A 17,824-nucleotide genomic window follows, 5' to 3' on the forward strand; every position below is an offset into this window, starting at 1 on the left:
TATAAACATAGCTTTTTTTCTATGATACGACAACGGCTAGCTGAATACCTTTCAAATAAAGGGGTCAGCAATTATCAATTTTATAAGGATACCGCCCTTTCAAACGGTTATTTAGACAAGGAAGGAAGTATACGTTCTGATATTATTGAGAAAATAAGCTACAAATACCCTGAGATCAATTTAACGTGGTTAATAACCGGTCAGGGTAATATGATCAAAGAAGTAGACCCGGTTCAAGAAAGAACCAAAGTTTATTCATTGAGAACCGATAGGCTTTTAGATGATCAATCTATACCGCTTTATGATATAGAAGCCTCTGCGGGATTGGTAGAATTATTTCGGCACAATGGGGATTCAACCCCGGTTGATACTATAAGAATTCCCGGCCTTCCCAAGTGTGATGGTTCCGTGTATGTCACTGGTGATAGTATGTACCCACTACTTAAGAGTGGCGATATTGTTGCCTATAAAGAAATCAATGACATACAGAATAATATATACTGGGGTGAGATGTACTTAATATCTATTGACTTTGAAGGTGAGGAGTATATAAGCGTCAAGTACGTTCAAAAATCAGAGAAAGGAGATTCACACATCAAATTAGTGAGCCAGAATGCGCACCATCAACCCAAAGATGTTCCCCTTGAAAAAGTAAGGGCAATAGCCTTAATCAAGGCTACTATTAGGATTAATTCAATGGGATAAATATTAAAATGCTATAAACTAGGATATTAGCTAATTTATATAGTAGAAAAAAAGCTAATACGGGTTATTTTAATACACTGTTTTAGCCTCATTTTTTAATTTATGGTATGTTTCGGGTGTAGTTGCTTAGTAGAAAATTATCTATCATTGTCCGCCCATCTGTCCGCCCAGTTGTCCGCCCATCATAATCAATCACTAAAAATCAAAATGTCTCTCAAACTCAGGATGTTTACGGTGTTAGTATGTGTAAATGGCTTTTTAAATGCTTGGTAGTGCCTTATTTTAGTGCATTTAGCCTATTTTTAGATGTTTCTAGCGGTATATGATTTAAACTGCATTTCAATTGAGTTTAAAATATCGCTATAATAACGGTAAATAACTCTTAGTGTACATCTGGAATGAATGCCTATAAAAACAAAAAAACGCCCGTAGGCGCTTATTTTACTATGAATGAGCCCTTTTTTGGCTCTTTTTTATTGTGGGCTTTTTAATTTATGGGGGGTATATGTAGTGAAAGGTCCTGGTTATGATTTAAAATTTTTATTCTACAACCTGCAGACCTGTAATTTGGAAAGGTTGAATTCAGATGCCGCTGTACCGGGATTAAATAGAGAAAATGCCTATTCCCAAAGAATCGCAATACCACCCCTTCAAACCCAAAAAAAAATAGCCTCCATTCTCAGCGCTTATGATGATCTAATCGAAAACAACCTTAAACGCATCAAGCTTCTAGAAGAAGCAGCCCAGCGTATTTATAAAGAATGGTTTGTAGATTTCAAATTCCCCAACTACGAAAACACGCCCATAAATCCTGAAACTGGTTTGCCTGAGGGTTGGAGAAACATTGAGATTGCTGATTTTGGAGATGTTGTGACAGGTAAAACTCCGTCCACTAAGAAAAGGGAATTTTATCACGGAAAAATACCATTCATAAAAACTCCGGATATGCATGATGGTAATTATATTCTAAAGACAAGTTTAACTTTAACAGAAGAAGGCAGTAAAACACAGAAAAAAAAGCTATTACCTAAAAATTCTGTTTTGGTTAGTTGTATTGGTACTGCAGGAATCGTTGCAATTAATTCTGAGCCTGCTCAATTCAATCAGCAAATAAATGCTGTAAGATTTGAAGAAGTATATAAGCATATTTATTTCTACTTTTTTGCTAAATCCCTAAAGGTACATTTAGAAGCTTTGGGAAGCAATGGAGCAACTATGGTCAATGTCAATAAAGGAAAATTTGAAAGAATTAAAATGTTGTGCCCGTCAGATGACTTGTTAAAATATTTTCATATCAAAACATCAGGGATTTTTAGCCAGATTCTTCATTTAAAGAAACAGAATCAAAACCTCCAAGAAGGCAGAGACTTGTTACTACCCCGATTTATGAATAGAACCATTGAAGTATGAGCAACGACTATTCCGAAGACAGCTTAATCGAGAAAACCACTATGAGACTTTTTGCAGATCTTGAGTGGGAAACAGCTAATGTGTTTTATAATGAATCCTTTGGCGCTAACGGCACGATAGGCAGAGATAGTCAGGATCAGGTTATACTAAAGCATCTTTTTCTTAAAGCGATTCAAGAGCTCAACCCAGACCTGCCCAGTGCTGCGTATATACAAGCTTATGAGCAGATTTCTAAGGCAGAGCTAAGCAAGACACTTATTGATATTAATAAAGACAAATATGAGCTTCTAAAGCGGGGCATACCGGTCACCTACAAGAATGATAAAGGAGAGCTTATCAGAGAGAAGAAATTAAAGGTCTTCAATTTTGATAACCCTACGAGCAATCATTTCCTTGCTGTACAACAGCTTTGGGTTGCGGGGGTTTCCGGTAGAAAGCGTCGCGCAGATGTTGTGGGTTTTGTCAATGGAATTCCATTAGTGTTTATAGAGCTCAAAGCGCATCATATACCCATCCGGCAGGCGTATGAGAAAAACATAAGCGATTACAAAGATGTGATACCAAAGCTCTGGCACACCAATGCTTTTATCGTACTCAGTAATGGTATAGAGAGTAAGGTAGGCTCGCTGACCTCAAAATTTGTGCATTACCACGAGTGGAAGCGTATCCGAGAAGAAGAAGAGGGCATAATCAGTTTAGAAACGGTAATCAAAGGTACCTGTGACAAAAGTAATCTCCTGGATATCTTTGAAAATTATATACTCTACGATGACTCCTTAGATAAAACCGCCAAGCTGGTCGCTAGAAACCACCAATTCCTTGGGGTAAATAAGGCGTATAACCACTTCCAGGACTTGAAGTCAAAGTTCAAAGCAGGGTTGATATCGAGAGAAGAATCGCAACGTTTAGGAGTCTTCTGGCATACTCAGGGCTCCGGCAAGTCGTATTCGATGGTTTTTTGGACTCAAAAAATTCTTCAGACGTTAAGCAGTACATACACCTTTGTGCTTCTCACAGACAGGACAGAGCTTGATGACCAGATCTACGGTACGTATGATGGGGTAGGGGTTGTAAAGAATAAGAAAGCTAAAGCCAGGTCTGCAGCTCATTTAAAACAGCTTCTACAGACCGATAACAAATACATATTCTCTTTAATTCATAAGTTCAATTTTGAAGAAGAGCTGAGCCTGAGAGATGACATTATTGTGATTTCAGATGAAGCGCATAGAACTCAGGGAGGGAGCCTGGCAATGAATATGCGCAAAGCTTTGCCAAATGCGTCATTCATTGGTTTTACAGGTACGCCTTTATTTAAGGATGATGAGCTTACCAAGCGCATCTTTGGAGATTACGTATCAAAGTATGATTTTAAAAGGTCAATCGAAGATGGGGCTACGGTACCTCTATACTACGAAAACAGAGGGGAGAAGTTACGTTTAGAAAATCCGCAGATTGATGAGAATATCAAAAATAAGATAGCCGAGTTTGACTTGGATGACAACCAGGAAGAAAAGCTGAAGCAGCTCTTTGCTCGCGAGTACCCGATTCTTACAGCAAACAAACGATTAAAGGCTATTGCCAAAGATGTCGTGGAACATTTTAATACTCGGGGGTACCGGGGGAAGGCATTGTTTATAGCGATTGATAAGGTCACTGCAGTCAAAATGTATGACTTTATTTCTGAAGCCTGGGATAACTACGTTGAGGAGCTTGAGCAAGAGGCTTCAAAACTTAAGGACGAGCAGGAACAGTTAATGGCTTACAGAAACTTAAAATGGGTAAAAGAGACTGAGATTTCAGTCATCGTAAGTTCTGAACAGAATGAGATTAAAAAGTTTAGGGATTGGGGATTAGATATTGAACCGCATCGTGAGAAGATGAACACCCGGGACCTGGAGAGTGAATTTAAAGATGAGAATAATCCATTCAGATTGGCGATTGTATGTGCAATGTGGATCACCGGCTTTGATGTAAAGAGTCTATCTACCCTCTACATTGATAAGCCTCTAAAATCGCATACCCTTATGCAGGCTATCGCCAGGGCAAATAGGGTGCACACCGGTAAAAATAACGGCTTGATAGTCGATTACATCGAGACCTACAAAGCCTTACTTAAAGCTTTAGCTATTTACGGAGGAGGAGGTTCAGGAAAGCCTGATACGAATGACCCTCCTATAGATGAACCGCCGGTAAAGCCTCTTGAAGATCTGATCGAGGATCTCCGGGAAACCATTGATGCGATGGAGTCATTTCTGAAACATGATTGTGATTTTGATCTCAAACTTATCGCAGAAGCAGATGACACGATCTACCGTATAAAATACTTGCAGGAGGGGTACAATGCCGTTTGTGAAACTCAGGACACACGAAATAAATTCAACGTCCTTGCCAGGGAGGTTTTTAAGAAGTACAAGGCATTAATGCCGAATAAAGCGATATACGAGTTCAAATCGCAAAGAGATGCCATTAACGGGCTTTACAACTTGATTCAGGACAAGGTTGAAGATTCAGATATTACGTATCTGGTGAAGCAAGTTCAGGATGAAGTAAATGAGTCTATCGAAACATATAATACGGAACTTGATAAGGTTGATGACTATGGTAAGCAGGTAGACATAAGCAAATTGGATTTTGATCGTATCAAGGAAGAGTTCAATCAACTCAAAAGCAATAAGAGCATAGCGGTAAAAACCCTTCAGGAGCGCGTAAAGAAGAAGCTTGATGCCCTGGTGAAGAAAAATCCACTGCGCGTTAATTATTACGAGCGGTACGAGCAGATTATAGAAGACTATAATCTTGGCAAGGAATACAAATCTATAAAGGAAGTTTTTGATGAATTGATCAAGCTCTTCGGAGATTTAAATGAGGAGGAAAAGCGCTCCGGCGCAGAGAGCCTGACCGAAGATGAACTTGCGGTTTTCGATATGCTGAACAAGGGTAAGACCATTACCGACAAGGAGAAAGCAGAAGTAAAAGAAGCCGCTAGAAATTTGCTAAAGAAACTTCAGGAGAACGAGTTTAAGGTCGTTAACTGGTCTGAAAAGAGTCAGACTAAAGCTGCTGTGAGAAAAGCTATTAATGACTACCTATACAGCAAATTGCCCTATCCTACGTACGAGGATGGCGACATCGCAGTTAAGACCGAGTTGCTCTATAACTTTTTTGAGCTGCAGTATCATAGTTATTCGGCGTGAGCTTTGTGTGTAAAATCGGATTTATATGAATGAAGTCGCAGAAAATTTATTTAAGCAATTGATACCTTTAGGTCGGTTAATAGCCGTGATTCTTATTGTTTCTTCCTTTTTTTCGTGTGAAAGTAAGACAACTAATTCTTCACCAGCAAACCCTAAAATAGCGAAAGGTTTAGAAGATAAAACAGATTTAAACGAAAAGTATAAAGATTCTTTAGAGCTATTCAAGAACATTTATAAAGGCATGAGCTTTAAGGATTTTGAGTCATCCGTTATTGAACAGATTCAATCTAAAGAACTTTTTAGTTTGGATACGATCAGTGAAATAGGGAAGCTTTGGCTTGAAGGCAAACTTATAGATTCTGAAACTTTTAAAAATTTCAATATACCTGAACTAAACTATTTTACTCTGTCCTTTGCTTCAGGGGTTTATTACCCATTGGTTGTAGGTTCAAAAACTTACTATCTAGAGGTGTTACCTCAATTCAATACAAATGGTCTTTACTCAGTAAGACTTGTTGGTCCTAATTATTACTTTTCTTCACATTCTTTAAATTCAGATGAGACCAAAAAGCGCCCTTACAATGAAGAAATTAATTTCAATAAAGCTCTAAAAGAACTTTATGTTGAAAAATATGGAGTCTTTAGTAAGATTGAAAGTTCAACAGAATCGGATGACCCAATTTTTGATTTTAACGAATACACTTACGATAAGAATATCTACATCCTAAAAACGGATGAAAGGATTGTTCAAATTTATATGCGTTGTTGCGACTTCAAAACTGTTGTGTCATATTTTGACCTAACAGATTATAAAGCCGAAGAAAAACTGAAACAGGATCAATTTGAATCTGCAAAGAAACGTAATGATTCGATGAGACTAAAAAATGCTGAAGACATTTGAAATTGTATGCGAATGAATCAAGGTGGTAAACAGGTCTTATAAAAGTCAGACTAATGCCTTTTTATAAATTTTTTGAGCTGCAATATCATAGTTATCGAAGTGCTTAATAAGAAAAAGCAAACTTGAAATATTCTTGATTGATTCTCGTAGAGAATATTTACATCTACGTGATAGGTGTAAGTATGGTGCATGTTGAATGCGCAAGTATTCGACCTGTATTAAGACCACTCTTATAAAAGATCATTAATATTGATATAGACTTTTGTATCTGAAATCTTTAGTTCGAGTATTGCAATTTGCCAACAGATAGCGTGTTTTTTTGCAAAACACGGGTGATAACTTATAATTTTGAACAAATACTCAAACCATACGCAGCAAGCAATATGAAATCTCAAGCAAAGATACTTCCGACGGAAAAATGCGACGCAGTACTAAGTCATTTAAATGATCGGAAGGATGTTTCCAGCTGTTTTTACTGGTACCGTTTGCCGCTTACCTATCGCTTTTCATCAAAAGAAATAACTATCACTCAAAGGGAGCTCTTACATATTCTTGAAAAACTCCATCGTGATGGCTATTTAAGAATGACCCTTCAAGGAGCCGACGGTGTTCAGGGCGATGTTAAGCATTATGCAATAAACTTCGACGGTGAGGTATTTTTGCAGTCCGGTGGATACACACAGGCATATCTGAAAGAGAAGTTACTGCTTAAAAAAGCTGAGTCATTGGTAAGAAGGCAATTTATTTATGATACCATCCTAGTGATAGCTGCTGTTGCCGCAGCGATAGGAGGCTGTGGACTTCTCATAGTCGAATTAATAGCTTTGAAGTAAGTATCCAAGATAATATTTTTACTAGTTTTAATACTGTAATAGGGTGCCCTTGTCGGTACCGGGAACATTTTATATTCTTGGAGTAGTTGGTTTTACTGCGTTTGTGGTCCTTGGTTCGAGCCCAAGAGGGGGAGCAAAGTGAAGCCTTAACTACTTGTAGTTGAGGCTTTTTTGTTTTTAGGTGGTTTGGTTTTGTACCAAATAGTTTCTTTTGTAGAAAATAGGATCTTTATTTATTTTAAGCTTAAACTTATCCTGATGCCAAAAGTTTACTTAGACTGGAATATTTACTCTTACTTAGCAAAGGGCGAAAATGATGAGTTGTATAATATTCTCAATCAGAGTAATCTAATTCTAATATACTCAATCTATCACCTTTCTGATGTCAGAAAGTCGATTGTAAAGTATGGTGGTATTAATGAATACACTCGTAATGAATTAAAAACCTTGAGCCACCTAACTAATAATCGTTGCTTGTTTAGAGAGGCAACTGGTTTGGTGCAATCTGGTATAATCAATCCTGAGGAGTATCTAGATTCTCTAGAGATTCAGGATAATTTAATTAATAACTTCAATCTCGACGCTATATTTGATGCCCTTGATGCTCCAGAATATCAAGATATTTTTGATAAAATTAAACAAGAGTTAAGGCGGATCGAATTACCGGATATACTTCTTGATTATAATTTGTTTGAGGGTAATAAATCGAATAGTTTAGATGATTTTTTAAAGTTTTCAGCAGATTCATATATAGATCTTACTACTACAGACAGTTTCAAAGGAATGAGATCTGGCTTTCAAAAGACGGGTATTAGTCATAAGAGCTTCCATTCAAATCAGAACCCTTTAAAGGTTTTAGCAAAGATATTTGAAGAAAGAGGGTATGGGGATATGGGCGAAACTATGTTCGCATTTAAGATGGAAAAGGATGAATGGTTTGATCAGATTGTTAGTCTCTATTTAACTTTAGACTTTTGTGGTTACAGATCGGACTCTATCAATGTCAATAATAGAAAATCTCAAACTTTTTAAACCTTCTGAATGACGCATATCACGCCGCATTTGCTTTAAGGTGTGAATTTTATATAACTGACGATAGAAAGGGGGAGACAAAACTCAAGCAGTCTATGAATATTTAGGCATTAAAACCAAAATCTTAAATTCAAAGGGTTTTAATGAGCATTATGCTACTTTTTTGGGTGATCGTGACTTTGAGGATTTTTATTCTAGAATAAAAATCTTTTAGACTATAATTCCTCATTTTATCTCTCTGAAGCTGAGTCTGCATCTGGCGACGACATATATGAATTAGACACTGAATTCTATCTGTTCAATTTTTTCAATAAGATATACTTGCCTAACAACAATAGTGCTAATCCTATTGTTGTTTTAGGCAAAGAAATGACTGCAAATACAAAGTATTTTATCTTATTTGAAGAATTGGTTGAACTTGTAAAAGTTTTGACAGATTATTTGGGCGATGATGAACATGGTAGAAGTGAATTTAAAAGTGAAGAAAGTTTATTATTAAATTCGACTTTACGCAGGTGGTTACTTAACGAACTCATAATTGAGTTGGTCGTCTATAATGAACATATACAATTATATTTTAAGTATATAACTTAGTCTGACTTCTTAAATTTAATTTTTGTTTTCTAATTCAAAATATAGGGAGTAATTCCAATAATAATGTCATAGCTAGGATTTTTTATCTTTTCTTATCTCATCCCAATTCCTTAATTTCTCACTCCTGAATCATTCCCTATGAAAAAACTTGCATTCCTTTTCCTTGCGCTTCCGGTATGGGTAAGCGCACAAAGCACTGCGTATACGGTAACTTCCTATAACGAAGAAGGGACCAAAGCGCCCAATACGCATTATCTGGGTGAAGCTTTTTTAAACAGCCTGGTGCGTGCGGAAGGCGATCTCGAGTATAACATCACCAAAGCAACCTTTAAGGCCAACTCTACCCTTGACTGGCATAAACATGCCACGTCGCAGGTTTTGGTGGTGGTAGACGGCGCCGGTTATTACCAGGAGCGGGGGTAAAGATCCCATACTTATGAAAGCCGGTGATGTGATTCAATGTGCAAAAGACACCGAGCATTGGCATGCGTCGTCAAAGTATCACGATGTGACCTATCTGGCGATTTACGGCGAGCAACCCACCGTCTGGACCGAAGTCTTAACCCGCGATGCCTATGACGAGGTTGCAGAGCAGCTCTCCAAAAACTAAAACCGGGAGGCCATTCTAAAAATTTTAAATGTAAAGCTTGCTTTACATTTATTTTTGAGTATTTTTGTCAAGTACACTTTACATTAATCAAAAATCAAACTCTATGAATACTCAAGTAATTGCCTCCCGTAACAAATTGGCTAAATGGTCAATCGCCTGGGTGTTGACCACGGCTTTAGTCACTTTTGGCTCCCAGTTTTTATGGGAAGCCCGGTGGATCACCATTATCGCGATCCTCTTAAGTCTGGCAGTCGGCATCGGGATGGTCCTGGCCAACCGTGATTTTGTGAATGCCGGTGACGAGCTGCAACGCAAAATACAATTGGAGTCTATGGGCTTAACCCTGGGACTTTCGGTGGTGTGCGGTATCGCGTACTCGCAGTTAGACACCACAAACCTGATCAAGCAGGACGCCGAGATCGCCTTTCTTATTTTGTTTATGGGGATCACCTACATTTTGTGTGTATTCTTCAATGCCCGTAAGTATTCTTAGGTACTAATTCAGGAAGGGTTCAGTGTGAGATGTTCAGTCTGAGCCTTTCGAAAACCAGTTCTTTGGGAGCACCTACAAAATTTAGTGCCTGACCGAAGCACTAATTCAAATCAATGGGAACCGGTCTCTAACTTAAAATTTCGCAATTGAAGAATACGATAAAAGACTACCGTGCCCGCTTCAATATGACGCAGGAAGATCTGGCTCAAACCATAAACGTCTCGCGCCAGACCATTAATGCGATTGAAAAGGGTAAATTTGACCCCAGTCTGCCTACGGCATTTCGCCTGGCGGCTGTTTTTAAATGCAGCATCGAGGAGTTGTTTCGCTTCGAGGCTGAGTAAGACCAAGCACTATGCAAAAAAACATACTAAGCCTGCTTCCTAAAATCCTTTCGGCTTTACTGGTGGTGGGCCTGGTGCTGTCGTATTTCTTCATTCCGGAGGCCAAAGAATTTTTTAATGAAGCCTGGTCTGTTTTGACAAGCGGGGACGAAAAGCGTATTGAAGAATGGGTTTCGGGCTTTGGCTGGGCAGGTCCTTTGGTGCTCATCGCCGCTATGATCGCGCAGATGTTTTTGATCGTGATTCCTTCGGTGGCGCTTATGGTGGTTTGTATTTTGGCTTACGGTCCCATCTGGGGCAGTTTGCTGGTTTTTGTCAGTATTTTTTCGGCCTCCAGCATCGGGTATCTTCTGGGAAAAGTTTTCGGGGCAGGCCTTATCAGCAATCTGGTGGGTTCTAAAACCGAAGATAAACTCGAGGATTTTATTGACGATTTTGGCTTTTGGGCTATAGCTATCACCCGGCTCAATCCGTTTCTGTCTAATGACGCCATCAGTTTTGTAGGCGGAATTTTAAAAATGAATTACCTCAAATTTATAGGTGCTACGCTTGCTGGGATTGCCCCGCTAACCCTTTTTATCGCTATTATGGGCGAAAGCACAGACGGACTGAAAAACGGAATGCTCTGGGGATCTTTAGTAAGTCTGGTAATCTTTGGGTTTTACGTGTGGTGGAGTAAGCGGAAGCGCAACAGCTAATTACCACAATTTCAAAAACAGAAACACTGCGGCAATAAGAATGCTGTAGAAAATAAATTCGCCTGTTTCGAAACCGGCAAACAATCCGCGGAATCGGCGTGTTGCAGGCGCATCTTCCGCCGGAATTTCCACATAAAAGTTTTCAAAAGGCCAAAACCCATCAAGTTCCTGCTCACGTGGCCCAACTTTACTAAGAGCAGGAGACTCTTTGGAGGTATCGGTTAATAAGAAAAATTCAAAACAGCTGTGATTTTTCTGAAAATCAAACCGTGGTGAAATTCCGCAGCAATTAACCATAAAGGCAATGCTGTTTAATGCAATAAACAGCAAGGTAAGGCGGATGCAAAGTGCGTTATTCATACCTAAAGCTTTGATACAAATGTAGCGGTATAGCCCTGTCGGGGTAAGGGGAATTTCCCCCATAATCTTAAAAGGTTCTTAAAACTACCTGCTTTTAAAATTGGCGTTATAGCTTGTGAATGCGTTACTTTGTATCTTTTAAATCAGAATGAGAAAGATTTTCGCCTATCCGCTAAGCGTGTTGTTTTATCTGGCTTTTGGTCTTACCATTTGCATTTTTCACCCCATTCAATGGGTGTGCTATAATTGGTTTGGCTATCAGGCACATAAAAAAAGTGTTGATTACCTCAATTTTAGCATTATGCGCTGCCTCAATTTGCTGGGCACGCGTTTTACGTTTACCAACCCGTATACTATAAAGCGCGATCAGCCTATCATTATAGTGGCCAATCATCAGGGGCAGTGGGATATTCCGCCGCTTATCTGGTATCTGCGCCGAATTCATCCCAAGTTTATCAGCAAGATCGAATTAGGTAAAGGCATTCCCAGTATCTCGTACAACCTGCGAAAGGGCGGTTCGGCTCTTATAGATCGAAAAGACAAGCGACAGTCTATACTCGCCATCCGCGATTTAACCCGTACCCTTAATGCGACCAACAGGTCTGTGGTGATTTTTCCGGAAGGAACCCGCAGTAAAGATGGCGTGCCTAAAGAGTTTGCAACCGGCGGACTCATAACCCTCTTTAAAGCAATGCCTACGGCGATCGTGTTGCCGGTGACTATTGAAAATTCGTATAAACTGATGCGCTGGGGTGGTTTTCCGCAGGATATTGGCGTTCACGTAAAACATACGGTGCACGAGCCTATTCCGGTTGCGGGGGCAGATCCTGAGGCTCTGGTTAAGCAGGTGCAGGATGTGGTTTTGGGTACCTTTCCCGAGGTACGCAAGCATCAGTCTAAATCAGTAATTCCACAAACCAGGCCATGACCGATACCGTATCCCTGCATCCCGAAGATCTGAAGCTCATAGAGCGCACCCGTGATTTTGTACAGGAAACACTGGCTAATGCCGAAGGCGGTCACGACTGGTTTCATATTTTGCGGGTTTATAAAAATGCCCTTCATATTGCCAAGGGAGAGTCTGGTGCAGACGTGCTCACCCTGGCACTGGCTGCCCTGCTGCACGACATCGCCGATTCTAAATTTCACAACGGTGATGAGGAGAAGGGGCCAAAAATGGCCAGGGCTTTTCTTGCAAAAAATCACGTAGATGAAGTGCGTCTTGAAGCGGTTGTAAAAATTATTGAAAACGTTTCTTACCGGGGCGGACATAAGAAAAGTGACTATACCAGCCTCGAATTGCAAATTGTGCAGGATGCAGACCGCCTGGATGCCATTGGTGCCATAGGTATCGCCCGTACGTTTAATTACGGCGGTTTTAAAAACCGGAAACTCTACGACCCCACTATAAAACCCGATCTCGAAATGACTGCCGAAGATTATAAAAAGTCTGAGGCCCCAACGATTAATCATTTCTACGAAAAATTGCTGCTTCTTAAAGACCAGATGCATACCGCGACTGCAAAAGAAATCGCTGCAGACCGTCATAGATATATGGAAGGTTTTTTAGAACAATTTTACTCCGAATGGGAAGGTGTTAAGTAAGTTTGTCCTAACTTAGACGTCCTTATTTTTTCAAAGTCAGAAAATCTATTTTTCACTGTTTTTTTTGACAACTTTTTCCGGCCAAAATTTCAAAAAGTTTACAAAAGTTGACAACTTTTGTATTTTTCAAGGCTTCTTAATTTTCATTTTTAAAATCGCATTAACGCCTGTGTATAAAGGCGTGAAGACTTCTGAACCAGCTTCATAATTTAAAATAATTACTTATACAACTAATTGATTTTTAGATTTTTAAATTAAAAAAGTTAAAGCTTCAGAACGGCTTTTCAAATCAACCATGTTGACAACTTTGTTGAAAACGAAGCTTCTTTTTTGAGGGTTACTCTTCATTTTTTTTCCAAATTTGTTAGTCCCTAGTGATTAGAAAAGTTAACCAAAAAATTTACCGAAAATGAGTAATGCAGTAGAGCCGATTTTACAGGAAAACAGTAACCGATTTGTCATTTTTCCTATTCAACATCCAGACATCTGGGAATGGTATAAGAAATCGGAAGCCAGTTTCTGGACCGCTGAAGAAATCGACCTGCACCAGGATCTTACAGACTGGTCTTCAAAGCTCAATGACGATGAGCGTTATTTCATCAAGCATATTCTTGCTTTTTTTGCTGCATCAGACGGTATTGTAAATGAAAATCTTGCAGAAAACTTCGTAAATGAAGTGCAATATTCTGAAGCCAAGTTTTTCTATGGTTTCCAAATTATGATGGAAAACATCCACTCGGAAACGTACTCACTGCTTATTGATACCTACGTGAAAGACGAGAAAGAAAAAGATATGCTGTTTAATGCGATCGAAAACTTTCCGGCTATCAAGAAAAAAGCAGACTGGGCATTGAAGTGGATTGAGAGCCCTTCATTCGCTGAGCGTTTGATCGCTTTTGCAGCTGTTGAAGGTATCTTCTTCTCCGGTGCTTTTTGTTCGATTTTCTGGTTGAAAAAACGCGGACTTATGCCGGGTCTTACCTTTTCTAACGAATTGATTTCCCGTGACGAAGGCGTGCATTGCGACTTTGCGGTACACCTGCACAACCACCACCTGATTAATAAAGTTTCTAAAGAGCGCATCAAAGAGATCATCATCGATGCACTTAATATTGAGCGTGAGTTTATTACCGAATCACTTCCTGCAAGTTTGATAGGTATGAATGCCAAGCTTATGACCCAATATCTGGAGTTTGTAACCGATCGCCTTTTGGTTGAGCTGGATTGCGAGAAGGAGTACAATGTGACCAATCCGTTTGATTTTATGGATATGATCTCGCTTCAGGGGAAAACCAATTTCTTTGAAAAGCGAGTGGGAGAATACCAGAAAGCGGGTGTGGCCAGTGGCAGCGGCGGAAAAGAAGGCTCAAAAATCAGTTTTGACGCCGACTTTTAAATCGAATAATTTCAATTTGGCGTAAGCCAATATCAAATACCTTTTATCCTGAACAGGGCAACAGTTGTGAAACTGTTGCCGGTAACCTTTATTTTCTAAAAACGAAAGCGAGATCGTTATAGAAATGCCTTAAAAACCAAAGACCTATGTATGTAGTAAAAAGAGACGGCCGCAAAGAACCCGTAATGTTTGACAAAATCACAGCACGCATCAGAAAGCTTTGCTATGGTTTAAACCCACTCGTAGATCCTGTGAAAATTTCGCTTCGCGTAATCGAAGGGCTTTATGACGGGGTAACTACCAGTGAACTCGATAATCTTGCAGCAGAGGTTTCGGCAACGATGACCACCTCGCATCCTGATTATGCAAAACTGGCGGCACGTGTTTCGGTCTCTAACCTGCATAAAAACACCAAAAAATCCTTCAGTGAAGTTGTAACAGACCTGTATGAGTACATCAACCCGCGTACAGGACAAAAGGCACCGCTTATAGCAGATGAGGTGTATGAGGTGATTATGAAACATAAAGAAGAGCTCGATTCTTCAATTATCTACAGCAGGGATTTTGGTTATGATTACTTTGGTTTTAAAACTCTGGAGCGCTCGTATTTACTCAAGCTAGACGGTAAAATTGCCGAGCGTCCGCAACATATGTTGATGCGTGTGGCCGTAGGTATTCACCTCGATGATCTGGAGTCTGTAAAAGAGACCTATGAGTTGATGTCGAAAAAATACTTTACCCACGCAACACCTACGCTATTCAACTCAGGTACGCCTAAACCTCAAATGTCTTCGTGTTTCTTACTCGCGATGCAGGACGACAGTATAGATGGTATTTACGATACGCTGAAGCAAACCGCGAAGATTTCACAAAGCGCCGGTGGTATAGGTCTTTCTATTCACAACGTGCGTGCAACCGGCTCTTATATTGGCGGTACTAACGGTACTTCTAACGGTATTGTGCCTATGTTGCGTGTATATAACGACACCGCGCGTTATGTAGACCAGGGTGGCGGTAAGCGTAAAGGTTCGTTTGCAATGTACATCGAACCATGGCATGCCGATATTTTTGACTTCCTAGACCTGAAGAAAAACCACGGGAAAGAAGAGATGCGTGCACGTGATTTATTCTATGCCATGTGGATACCCGATTTGTTTATGGAGCGTGTACAAAACAACGAGGAGTGGACCTTGATGTGTCCTAATGAGTGCCCCAATCTCTTCAACGTACACAGCGAGGAATTTGAAAAGCTGTATTTACAGTACGAGTCTGAAGGCCGTGGTCGTAAAACCATTAAAGCACGGGAGCTTTGGGAGAAAATTCTCGAATCACAAATCGAGACCGGTACGCCGTATATGCTGTATAAAGATGCAGCAAACCGCAAGTCCAATCAGCAGAACTTAGGAACCATTCGTTCTTCAAACCTGTGTACTGAGATTTTAGAATATACCAGCCCCGACGAAGTTGCAGTGTGTAACCTGGCGTCTATCGCGCTGCCTATGTTTATCAAAGACGGGCAGTTTGATCACAAAGAATTATTTAAAATCACCAAGCGTGTTACCCGCAACCTAAACCGGGTGATCGACCGCAATTACTATCCTGTAAAAGAGGCCGAAAACAGCAATATGCGTCACAGACCTATTGGTCTTGGTGTGCAGGGGCTTGCAGATACGTTCATTAAATTAAGGCTTCCGTTTACTTCAGACGAGGCTAAAAAACTGAATCAGGAAATCTTTGAAACCCTTTATTTTGCTGCAGTTACAGCTTCCAAAGAAATGGCTATTGAAGAAGGTCCCTATTCAACCTTTAAAGGATCGCCTATTTCAAAAGGAGAGTTTCAGCACAACCTGTGGGGCATAAAAGATGAAGAATTAAGCGGTCGTTGGGACTGGGCAAAATTGCGTAAGGAAGTGATGGAGCACGGGGTGCGTAACTCCCTGCTGGTAGCGCCAATGCCTACAGCATCAACTTCTCAGATTTTAGGAAATAACGAGGCCTTTGAGCCCTATACTTCAAACATTTACACCAGACGCGTGCTTTCGGGTGAATTTATCGTGGTAAACAAACACCTGCTTGAAGATCTGGTTGCTCTTGATTTATGGGATGAAGAATTGAAGCAGGCTATTATGCGTGCCAATGGTTCTATTCAGCACATAGATGGTATTCCAGAAGATTTAAAAGAATTGTACAAGACCGTTTGGGAGCTGAGTATGAAAGACATCATAGATATGTCGCGCCATCGCGGGTATTTTATAGACCAGTCGCAGTCGCTTAACCTGTTTATGGAGAATGCAAATTTTGCAAAACTTACTTCAATGCATTTTTATGCTTGGAAGAGCGGCTTAAAAACCGGAATGTATTATCTGCGTACCAAATCTGCCGTTGATGCGATTAAGTTTACCCTAAGCAAGGAAACGAAAAGCGAACCGGTAGCAGAGCGTCAGGTTGCACAGCGGGCTGCCGAAACCTTAAAGGCTAAGACACCCGTGCACCGTCCAGATTCTGTTGAAGAGCGTGCAGAGCCGTATGAAGGGCAGGAGGTTAAAGTACAGGTTGCAGCAGCTGCAAAACAGGTAGATACCCAGCCGATGACTGCCGAAGAAATGCGGGCAATCATCGCACAGGCTAAAGCCGCAGAAGGCGATGACGACTGCCTGATGTGCGGATCATAGAACGATTTAAGTAAGTGAATCTTAAAAAGCTCTGACCATTTTTGGTTGGGGCTTTTTTATTGATTCGGTATTATTTTAAGGCTGAAAGGCAAATTTTTGTAGAAAATTATGGAAGAAGCGAAACGAGGTTGGTTGCGCATTTTACTTTTTGTATTGCCCTATATTTTCATAGCGGGCGGAGTACAATTATTAGGGGCATACCTTATGGGAATAGATTTTCAGTCTGAAGATAAAACGTATTTTGATCGGTTTTTTCTGAAGCTGTTTGAGCTTGTAGGTATGTTTCTCGTCTTATGGATATTTATGAACTATGTTGATAAACGTCCGTTTGTAGATTTGGGATTTTCGTGGAAAGGCAGAAGTCAGGAATTTTTAGCCGGAATCGTATTAGGGGCAGTTATAATGGGGTTTGTGTTTGTTTTTCTGCTGCTAACCCGCGAACTGATTTTTAAGTCGGTAGACTTTGATGCTAGCGGTGCTCTGGCTTCCATACTTCTATTTACGGCGGTAGCTGTAGGAGAAGAAGTGCTTTTACGGGGTTATGTGTTGCGCAATTTGATGCTGAGTTTCAGTAAATATAGTGCACTCGCGCTTTCCTCTTTGTTATTTGCAGCATTGCACGGCTTAAACCCCAATTTAGACGTATTGGGGATGCTTAACCTGTTTTTAGCGGGAATACTTCTGGGAACGTCTTATATATTCACCAAAAACCTCTGGTTTCCGATTGGCTTGCACTTAAGCTGGAATCTCTTTCAGTCTTATTTTGGCTTCAACGTAAGCGGCCAGGATTTCTATTCAATCTTCAAATTTGAATTGCCGGAAGCAAATATCTTAAACGGCGGTTATTTTGGCTTTGAGGGCTCTGTACTGGCCGTTATTATCCAGCTTTTGCTGATAGGCTTACTCTTTAGCTATTATCAAAAACGACGGCAAAACAGTCTGATTTAAATACTTTAAAATAAAATGACCTACCCGGT

The 17,824-nt window shown here is 40.1% G+C and carries 18 protein-coding genes; 17 read left to right on the forward strand and 1 reads right to left on the reverse strand.

Annotated features, from left to right (window positions below; translation table 11 throughout):
- The first annotated feature begins 21 nt into the window (after nucleotides 1-21).
- The 12 genes from LLW17_RS01535 to LLW17_RS01585 all read left to right on the forward strand — a co-directional run bounded on the left by LLW17_RS01535 (nucleotide 22) and on the right by LLW17_RS01585 (nucleotide 10,814).
- Nucleotides 22-705 (forward strand): S24 family peptidase, encoded by a 684-nt coding sequence (locus LLW17_RS01535; RefSeq protein WP_228228508.1) that lies wholly within the window; start codon nucleotides 22-24, stop codon nucleotides 703-705.
- 450 nt (nucleotides 706-1,155) lie between these two features.
- On the forward strand, nucleotides 1,156-2,115 hold the full coding sequence (locus tag LLW17_RS01540) for a restriction endonuclease subunit S (protein ID WP_228228509.1): 960 nt from the start codon (nucleotides 1,156-1,158) through the stop codon (nucleotides 2,113-2,115).
- Nucleotides 2,112-5,309: a type I restriction endonuclease subunit R gene (locus LLW17_RS01545; protein WP_228228510.1), complete on the forward strand. Its 3,198-nt coding sequence runs from the start codon at nucleotides 2,112-2,114 to the stop codon at nucleotides 5,307-5,309. Before LLW17_RS01540 ends, LLW17_RS01545 begins: the two co-directional genes overlap by 4 nt.
- Before the next feature lie 25 nt (nucleotides 5,310-5,334).
- Entirely contained in the window at nucleotides 5,335-6,210 is an 876-nt protein-coding gene (locus LLW17_RS01550; RefSeq protein ID WP_228228511.1) for a hypothetical protein, read from the forward strand.
- 383 nt (nucleotides 6,211-6,593) lie between these two features.
- Nucleotides 6,594-7,043, forward strand: a complete 450-nt coding sequence (locus LLW17_RS01555; protein ID WP_228228512.1) for a hypothetical protein — start codon at nucleotides 6,594-6,596, stop codon at nucleotides 7,041-7,043.
- A gap of 258 nt (nucleotides 7,044-7,301) precedes the next feature.
- A complete protein-coding gene (locus LLW17_RS01560; RefSeq protein ID WP_228228513.1) occupies nucleotides 7,302-8,075 on the forward strand; it encodes a hypothetical protein in 774 nt (257 codons plus the stop codon).
- A 321-nt stretch (nucleotides 8,076-8,396) separates the two neighbouring features.
- Complete coding sequence (locus LLW17_RS01565) at nucleotides 8,397-8,669, forward strand: hypothetical protein (protein WP_228228514.1); 273 nt, start codon at nucleotides 8,397-8,399, stop codon at nucleotides 8,667-8,669.
- 138 nt (nucleotides 8,670-8,807) lie between these two features.
- Nucleotides 8,808-9,092, forward strand: a complete 285-nt coding sequence (locus LLW17_RS18915) for a cupin domain-containing protein (protein ID WP_350355187.1) — start codon at nucleotides 8,808-8,810, stop codon at nucleotides 9,090-9,092.
- A gap of 28 nt (nucleotides 9,093-9,120) precedes the next feature.
- Nucleotides 9,121-9,279 (forward strand): cupin domain-containing protein, encoded by a 159-nt coding sequence (locus tag LLW17_RS18920; protein ID WP_350355188.1) that lies wholly within the window; start codon nucleotides 9,121-9,123, stop codon nucleotides 9,277-9,279.
- A 103-nt stretch (nucleotides 9,280-9,382) separates the two neighbouring features.
- Nucleotides 9,383-9,772: a hypothetical protein gene (locus LLW17_RS01575; protein ID WP_228228515.1), complete on the forward strand. Its 390-nt coding sequence runs from the start codon at nucleotides 9,383-9,385 to the stop codon at nucleotides 9,770-9,772.
- A gap of 146 nt (nucleotides 9,773-9,918) precedes the next feature.
- Nucleotides 9,919-10,116 (forward strand): helix-turn-helix transcriptional regulator, encoded by a 198-nt coding sequence (locus tag LLW17_RS01580; protein ID WP_099644440.1) that lies wholly within the window; start codon nucleotides 9,919-9,921, stop codon nucleotides 10,114-10,116.
- An 11-nt stretch (nucleotides 10,117-10,127) separates the two neighbouring features.
- On the forward strand, nucleotides 10,128-10,814 hold the full coding sequence (locus LLW17_RS01585; protein ID WP_228228516.1) for a TVP38/TMEM64 family protein: 687 nt from the start codon (nucleotides 10,128-10,130) through the stop codon (nucleotides 10,812-10,814).
- On the opposite strand, the gene LLW17_RS01590 is transcribed toward LLW17_RS01585, so the two are convergent.
- Nucleotides 10,815-11,174, reverse strand: coding sequence for a hypothetical protein (locus LLW17_RS01590; protein WP_228228517.1), 360 nt, complete (start codon nucleotides 11,172-11,174; stop codon nucleotides 10,815-10,817).
- A gap of 148 nt (nucleotides 11,175-11,322) precedes the next feature.
- Here LLW17_RS01590 and LLW17_RS01595 point away from each other — a divergent pair, with 148 nt between their 5' ends.
- The 5 genes from LLW17_RS01595 (at nucleotide 11,323) to LLW17_RS01615 (ending at nucleotide 17,795) form a co-directional block, all read left to right on the forward strand.
- Nucleotides 11,323-12,102 (forward strand): lysophospholipid acyltransferase family protein, encoded by a 780-nt coding sequence (locus tag LLW17_RS01595; RefSeq protein WP_228228518.1) that lies wholly within the window; start codon nucleotides 11,323-11,325, stop codon nucleotides 12,100-12,102.
- Complete coding sequence (locus tag LLW17_RS01600) at nucleotides 12,099-12,779, forward strand: HD domain-containing protein (protein ID WP_228228519.1); 681 nt, start codon at nucleotides 12,099-12,101, stop codon at nucleotides 12,777-12,779. The genes LLW17_RS01595 and LLW17_RS01600 overlap by 4 nt, the downstream gene beginning before the upstream one ends.
- 409 nt (nucleotides 12,780-13,188) lie before the next feature.
- Nucleotides 13,189-14,175 (forward strand): ribonucleotide-diphosphate reductase subunit beta, encoded by a 987-nt coding sequence (locus LLW17_RS01605; protein ID WP_228228520.1) that lies wholly within the window; start codon nucleotides 13,189-13,191, stop codon nucleotides 14,173-14,175.
- 146 nt (nucleotides 14,176-14,321) lie between these two features.
- Nucleotides 14,322-16,847 carry a ribonucleoside-diphosphate reductase subunit alpha gene (locus tag LLW17_RS01610; RefSeq protein WP_228228521.1) on the forward strand — a complete coding sequence of 842 codons (2,526 nt, stop codon included), beginning with the start codon at nucleotides 14,322-14,324 and terminating at the stop codon, nucleotides 16,845-16,847.
- 108 nt (nucleotides 16,848-16,955) lie between these two features.
- Nucleotides 16,956-17,795 carry a CPBP family intramembrane glutamic endopeptidase gene (locus tag LLW17_RS01615; protein WP_228228522.1) on the forward strand — a complete coding sequence of 280 codons (840 nt, stop codon included), beginning with the start codon at nucleotides 16,956-16,958 and terminating at the stop codon, nucleotides 17,793-17,795.
- The last annotated feature ends 29 nt before the right edge of the window (nucleotides 17,796-17,824 follow it).

Origin of the sequence: Leeuwenhoekiella parthenopeia (genome assembly GCF_020782115.1) — a bacterium.
In the GTDB taxonomy this organism is placed as follows: domain Bacteria; phylum Bacteroidota; class Bacteroidia; order Flavobacteriales; family Flavobacteriaceae; genus Leeuwenhoekiella; species Leeuwenhoekiella parthenopeia.

What these genes read in the sequence shown, in the direction of transcription:
- LLW17_RS01550 (WP_228228511.1), top strand. Translation starts at nt 5,335, where the DNA reads ATGAATGAAGTCGCAGAAAATTTATTTAAGCAATTGATACCTTTAGGT.
- LLW17_RS01540 (WP_228228509.1), top strand. Translation starts at nt 1,156, where the DNA reads ATGAGCCCTTTTTTGGCTCTTTTTTATTGTGGGCTTTTTAATTTATGG.
- LLW17_RS01595 (WP_228228518.1), top strand. Translation starts at nt 11,323, where the DNA reads ATGAGAAAGATTTTCGCCTATCCGCTAAGCGTGTTGTTTTATCTGGCT.
- LLW17_RS01560 (WP_228228513.1), top strand. Translation starts at nt 7,302, where the DNA reads ATGCCAAAAGTTTACTTAGACTGGAATATTTACTCTTACTTAGCAAAG.
- LLW17_RS01610 (WP_228228521.1), top strand. Translation starts at nt 14,322, where the DNA reads ATGTATGTAGTAAAAAGAGACGGCCGCAAAGAACCCGTAATGTTTGAC.
- LLW17_RS01555 (WP_228228512.1), top strand. Translation starts at nt 6,594, where the DNA reads ATGAAATCTCAAGCAAAGATACTTCCGACGGAAAAATGCGACGCAGTA.
- LLW17_RS01600 (WP_228228519.1), top strand. Translation starts at nt 12,099, where the DNA reads ATGACCGATACCGTATCCCTGCATCCCGAAGATCTGAAGCTCATAGAG.
- LLW17_RS01575 (WP_228228515.1), top strand. Translation starts at nt 9,383, where the DNA reads ATGAATACTCAAGTAATTGCCTCCCGTAACAAATTGGCTAAATGGTCA.
- LLW17_RS01535 (WP_228228508.1), top strand. Translation starts at nt 22, where the DNA reads ATGATACGACAACGGCTAGCTGAATACCTTTCAAATAAAGGGGTCAGC.
- LLW17_RS18915 (WP_350355187.1), top strand. Translation starts at nt 8,808, where the DNA reads ATGAAAAAACTTGCATTCCTTTTCCTTGCGCTTCCGGTATGGGTAAGC.
- LLW17_RS01605 (WP_228228520.1), top strand. Translation starts at nt 13,189, where the DNA reads ATGAGTAATGCAGTAGAGCCGATTTTACAGGAAAACAGTAACCGATTT.
- LLW17_RS01585 (WP_228228516.1), top strand. Translation starts at nt 10,128, where the DNA reads ATGCAAAAAAACATACTAAGCCTGCTTCCTAAAATCCTTTCGGCTTTA.
- LLW17_RS01545 (WP_228228510.1), top strand. Translation starts at nt 2,112, where the DNA reads ATGAGCAACGACTATTCCGAAGACAGCTTAATCGAGAAAACCACTATG.
- LLW17_RS01590 (WP_228228517.1), bottom strand. Translation starts at nt 11,174, where the DNA reads ATGAATAACGCACTTTGCATCCGCCTTACCTTGCTGTTTATTGCATTA.
- LLW17_RS01615 (WP_228228522.1), top strand. Translation starts at nt 16,956, where the DNA reads ATGGAAGAAGCGAAACGAGGTTGGTTGCGCATTTTACTTTTTGTATTG.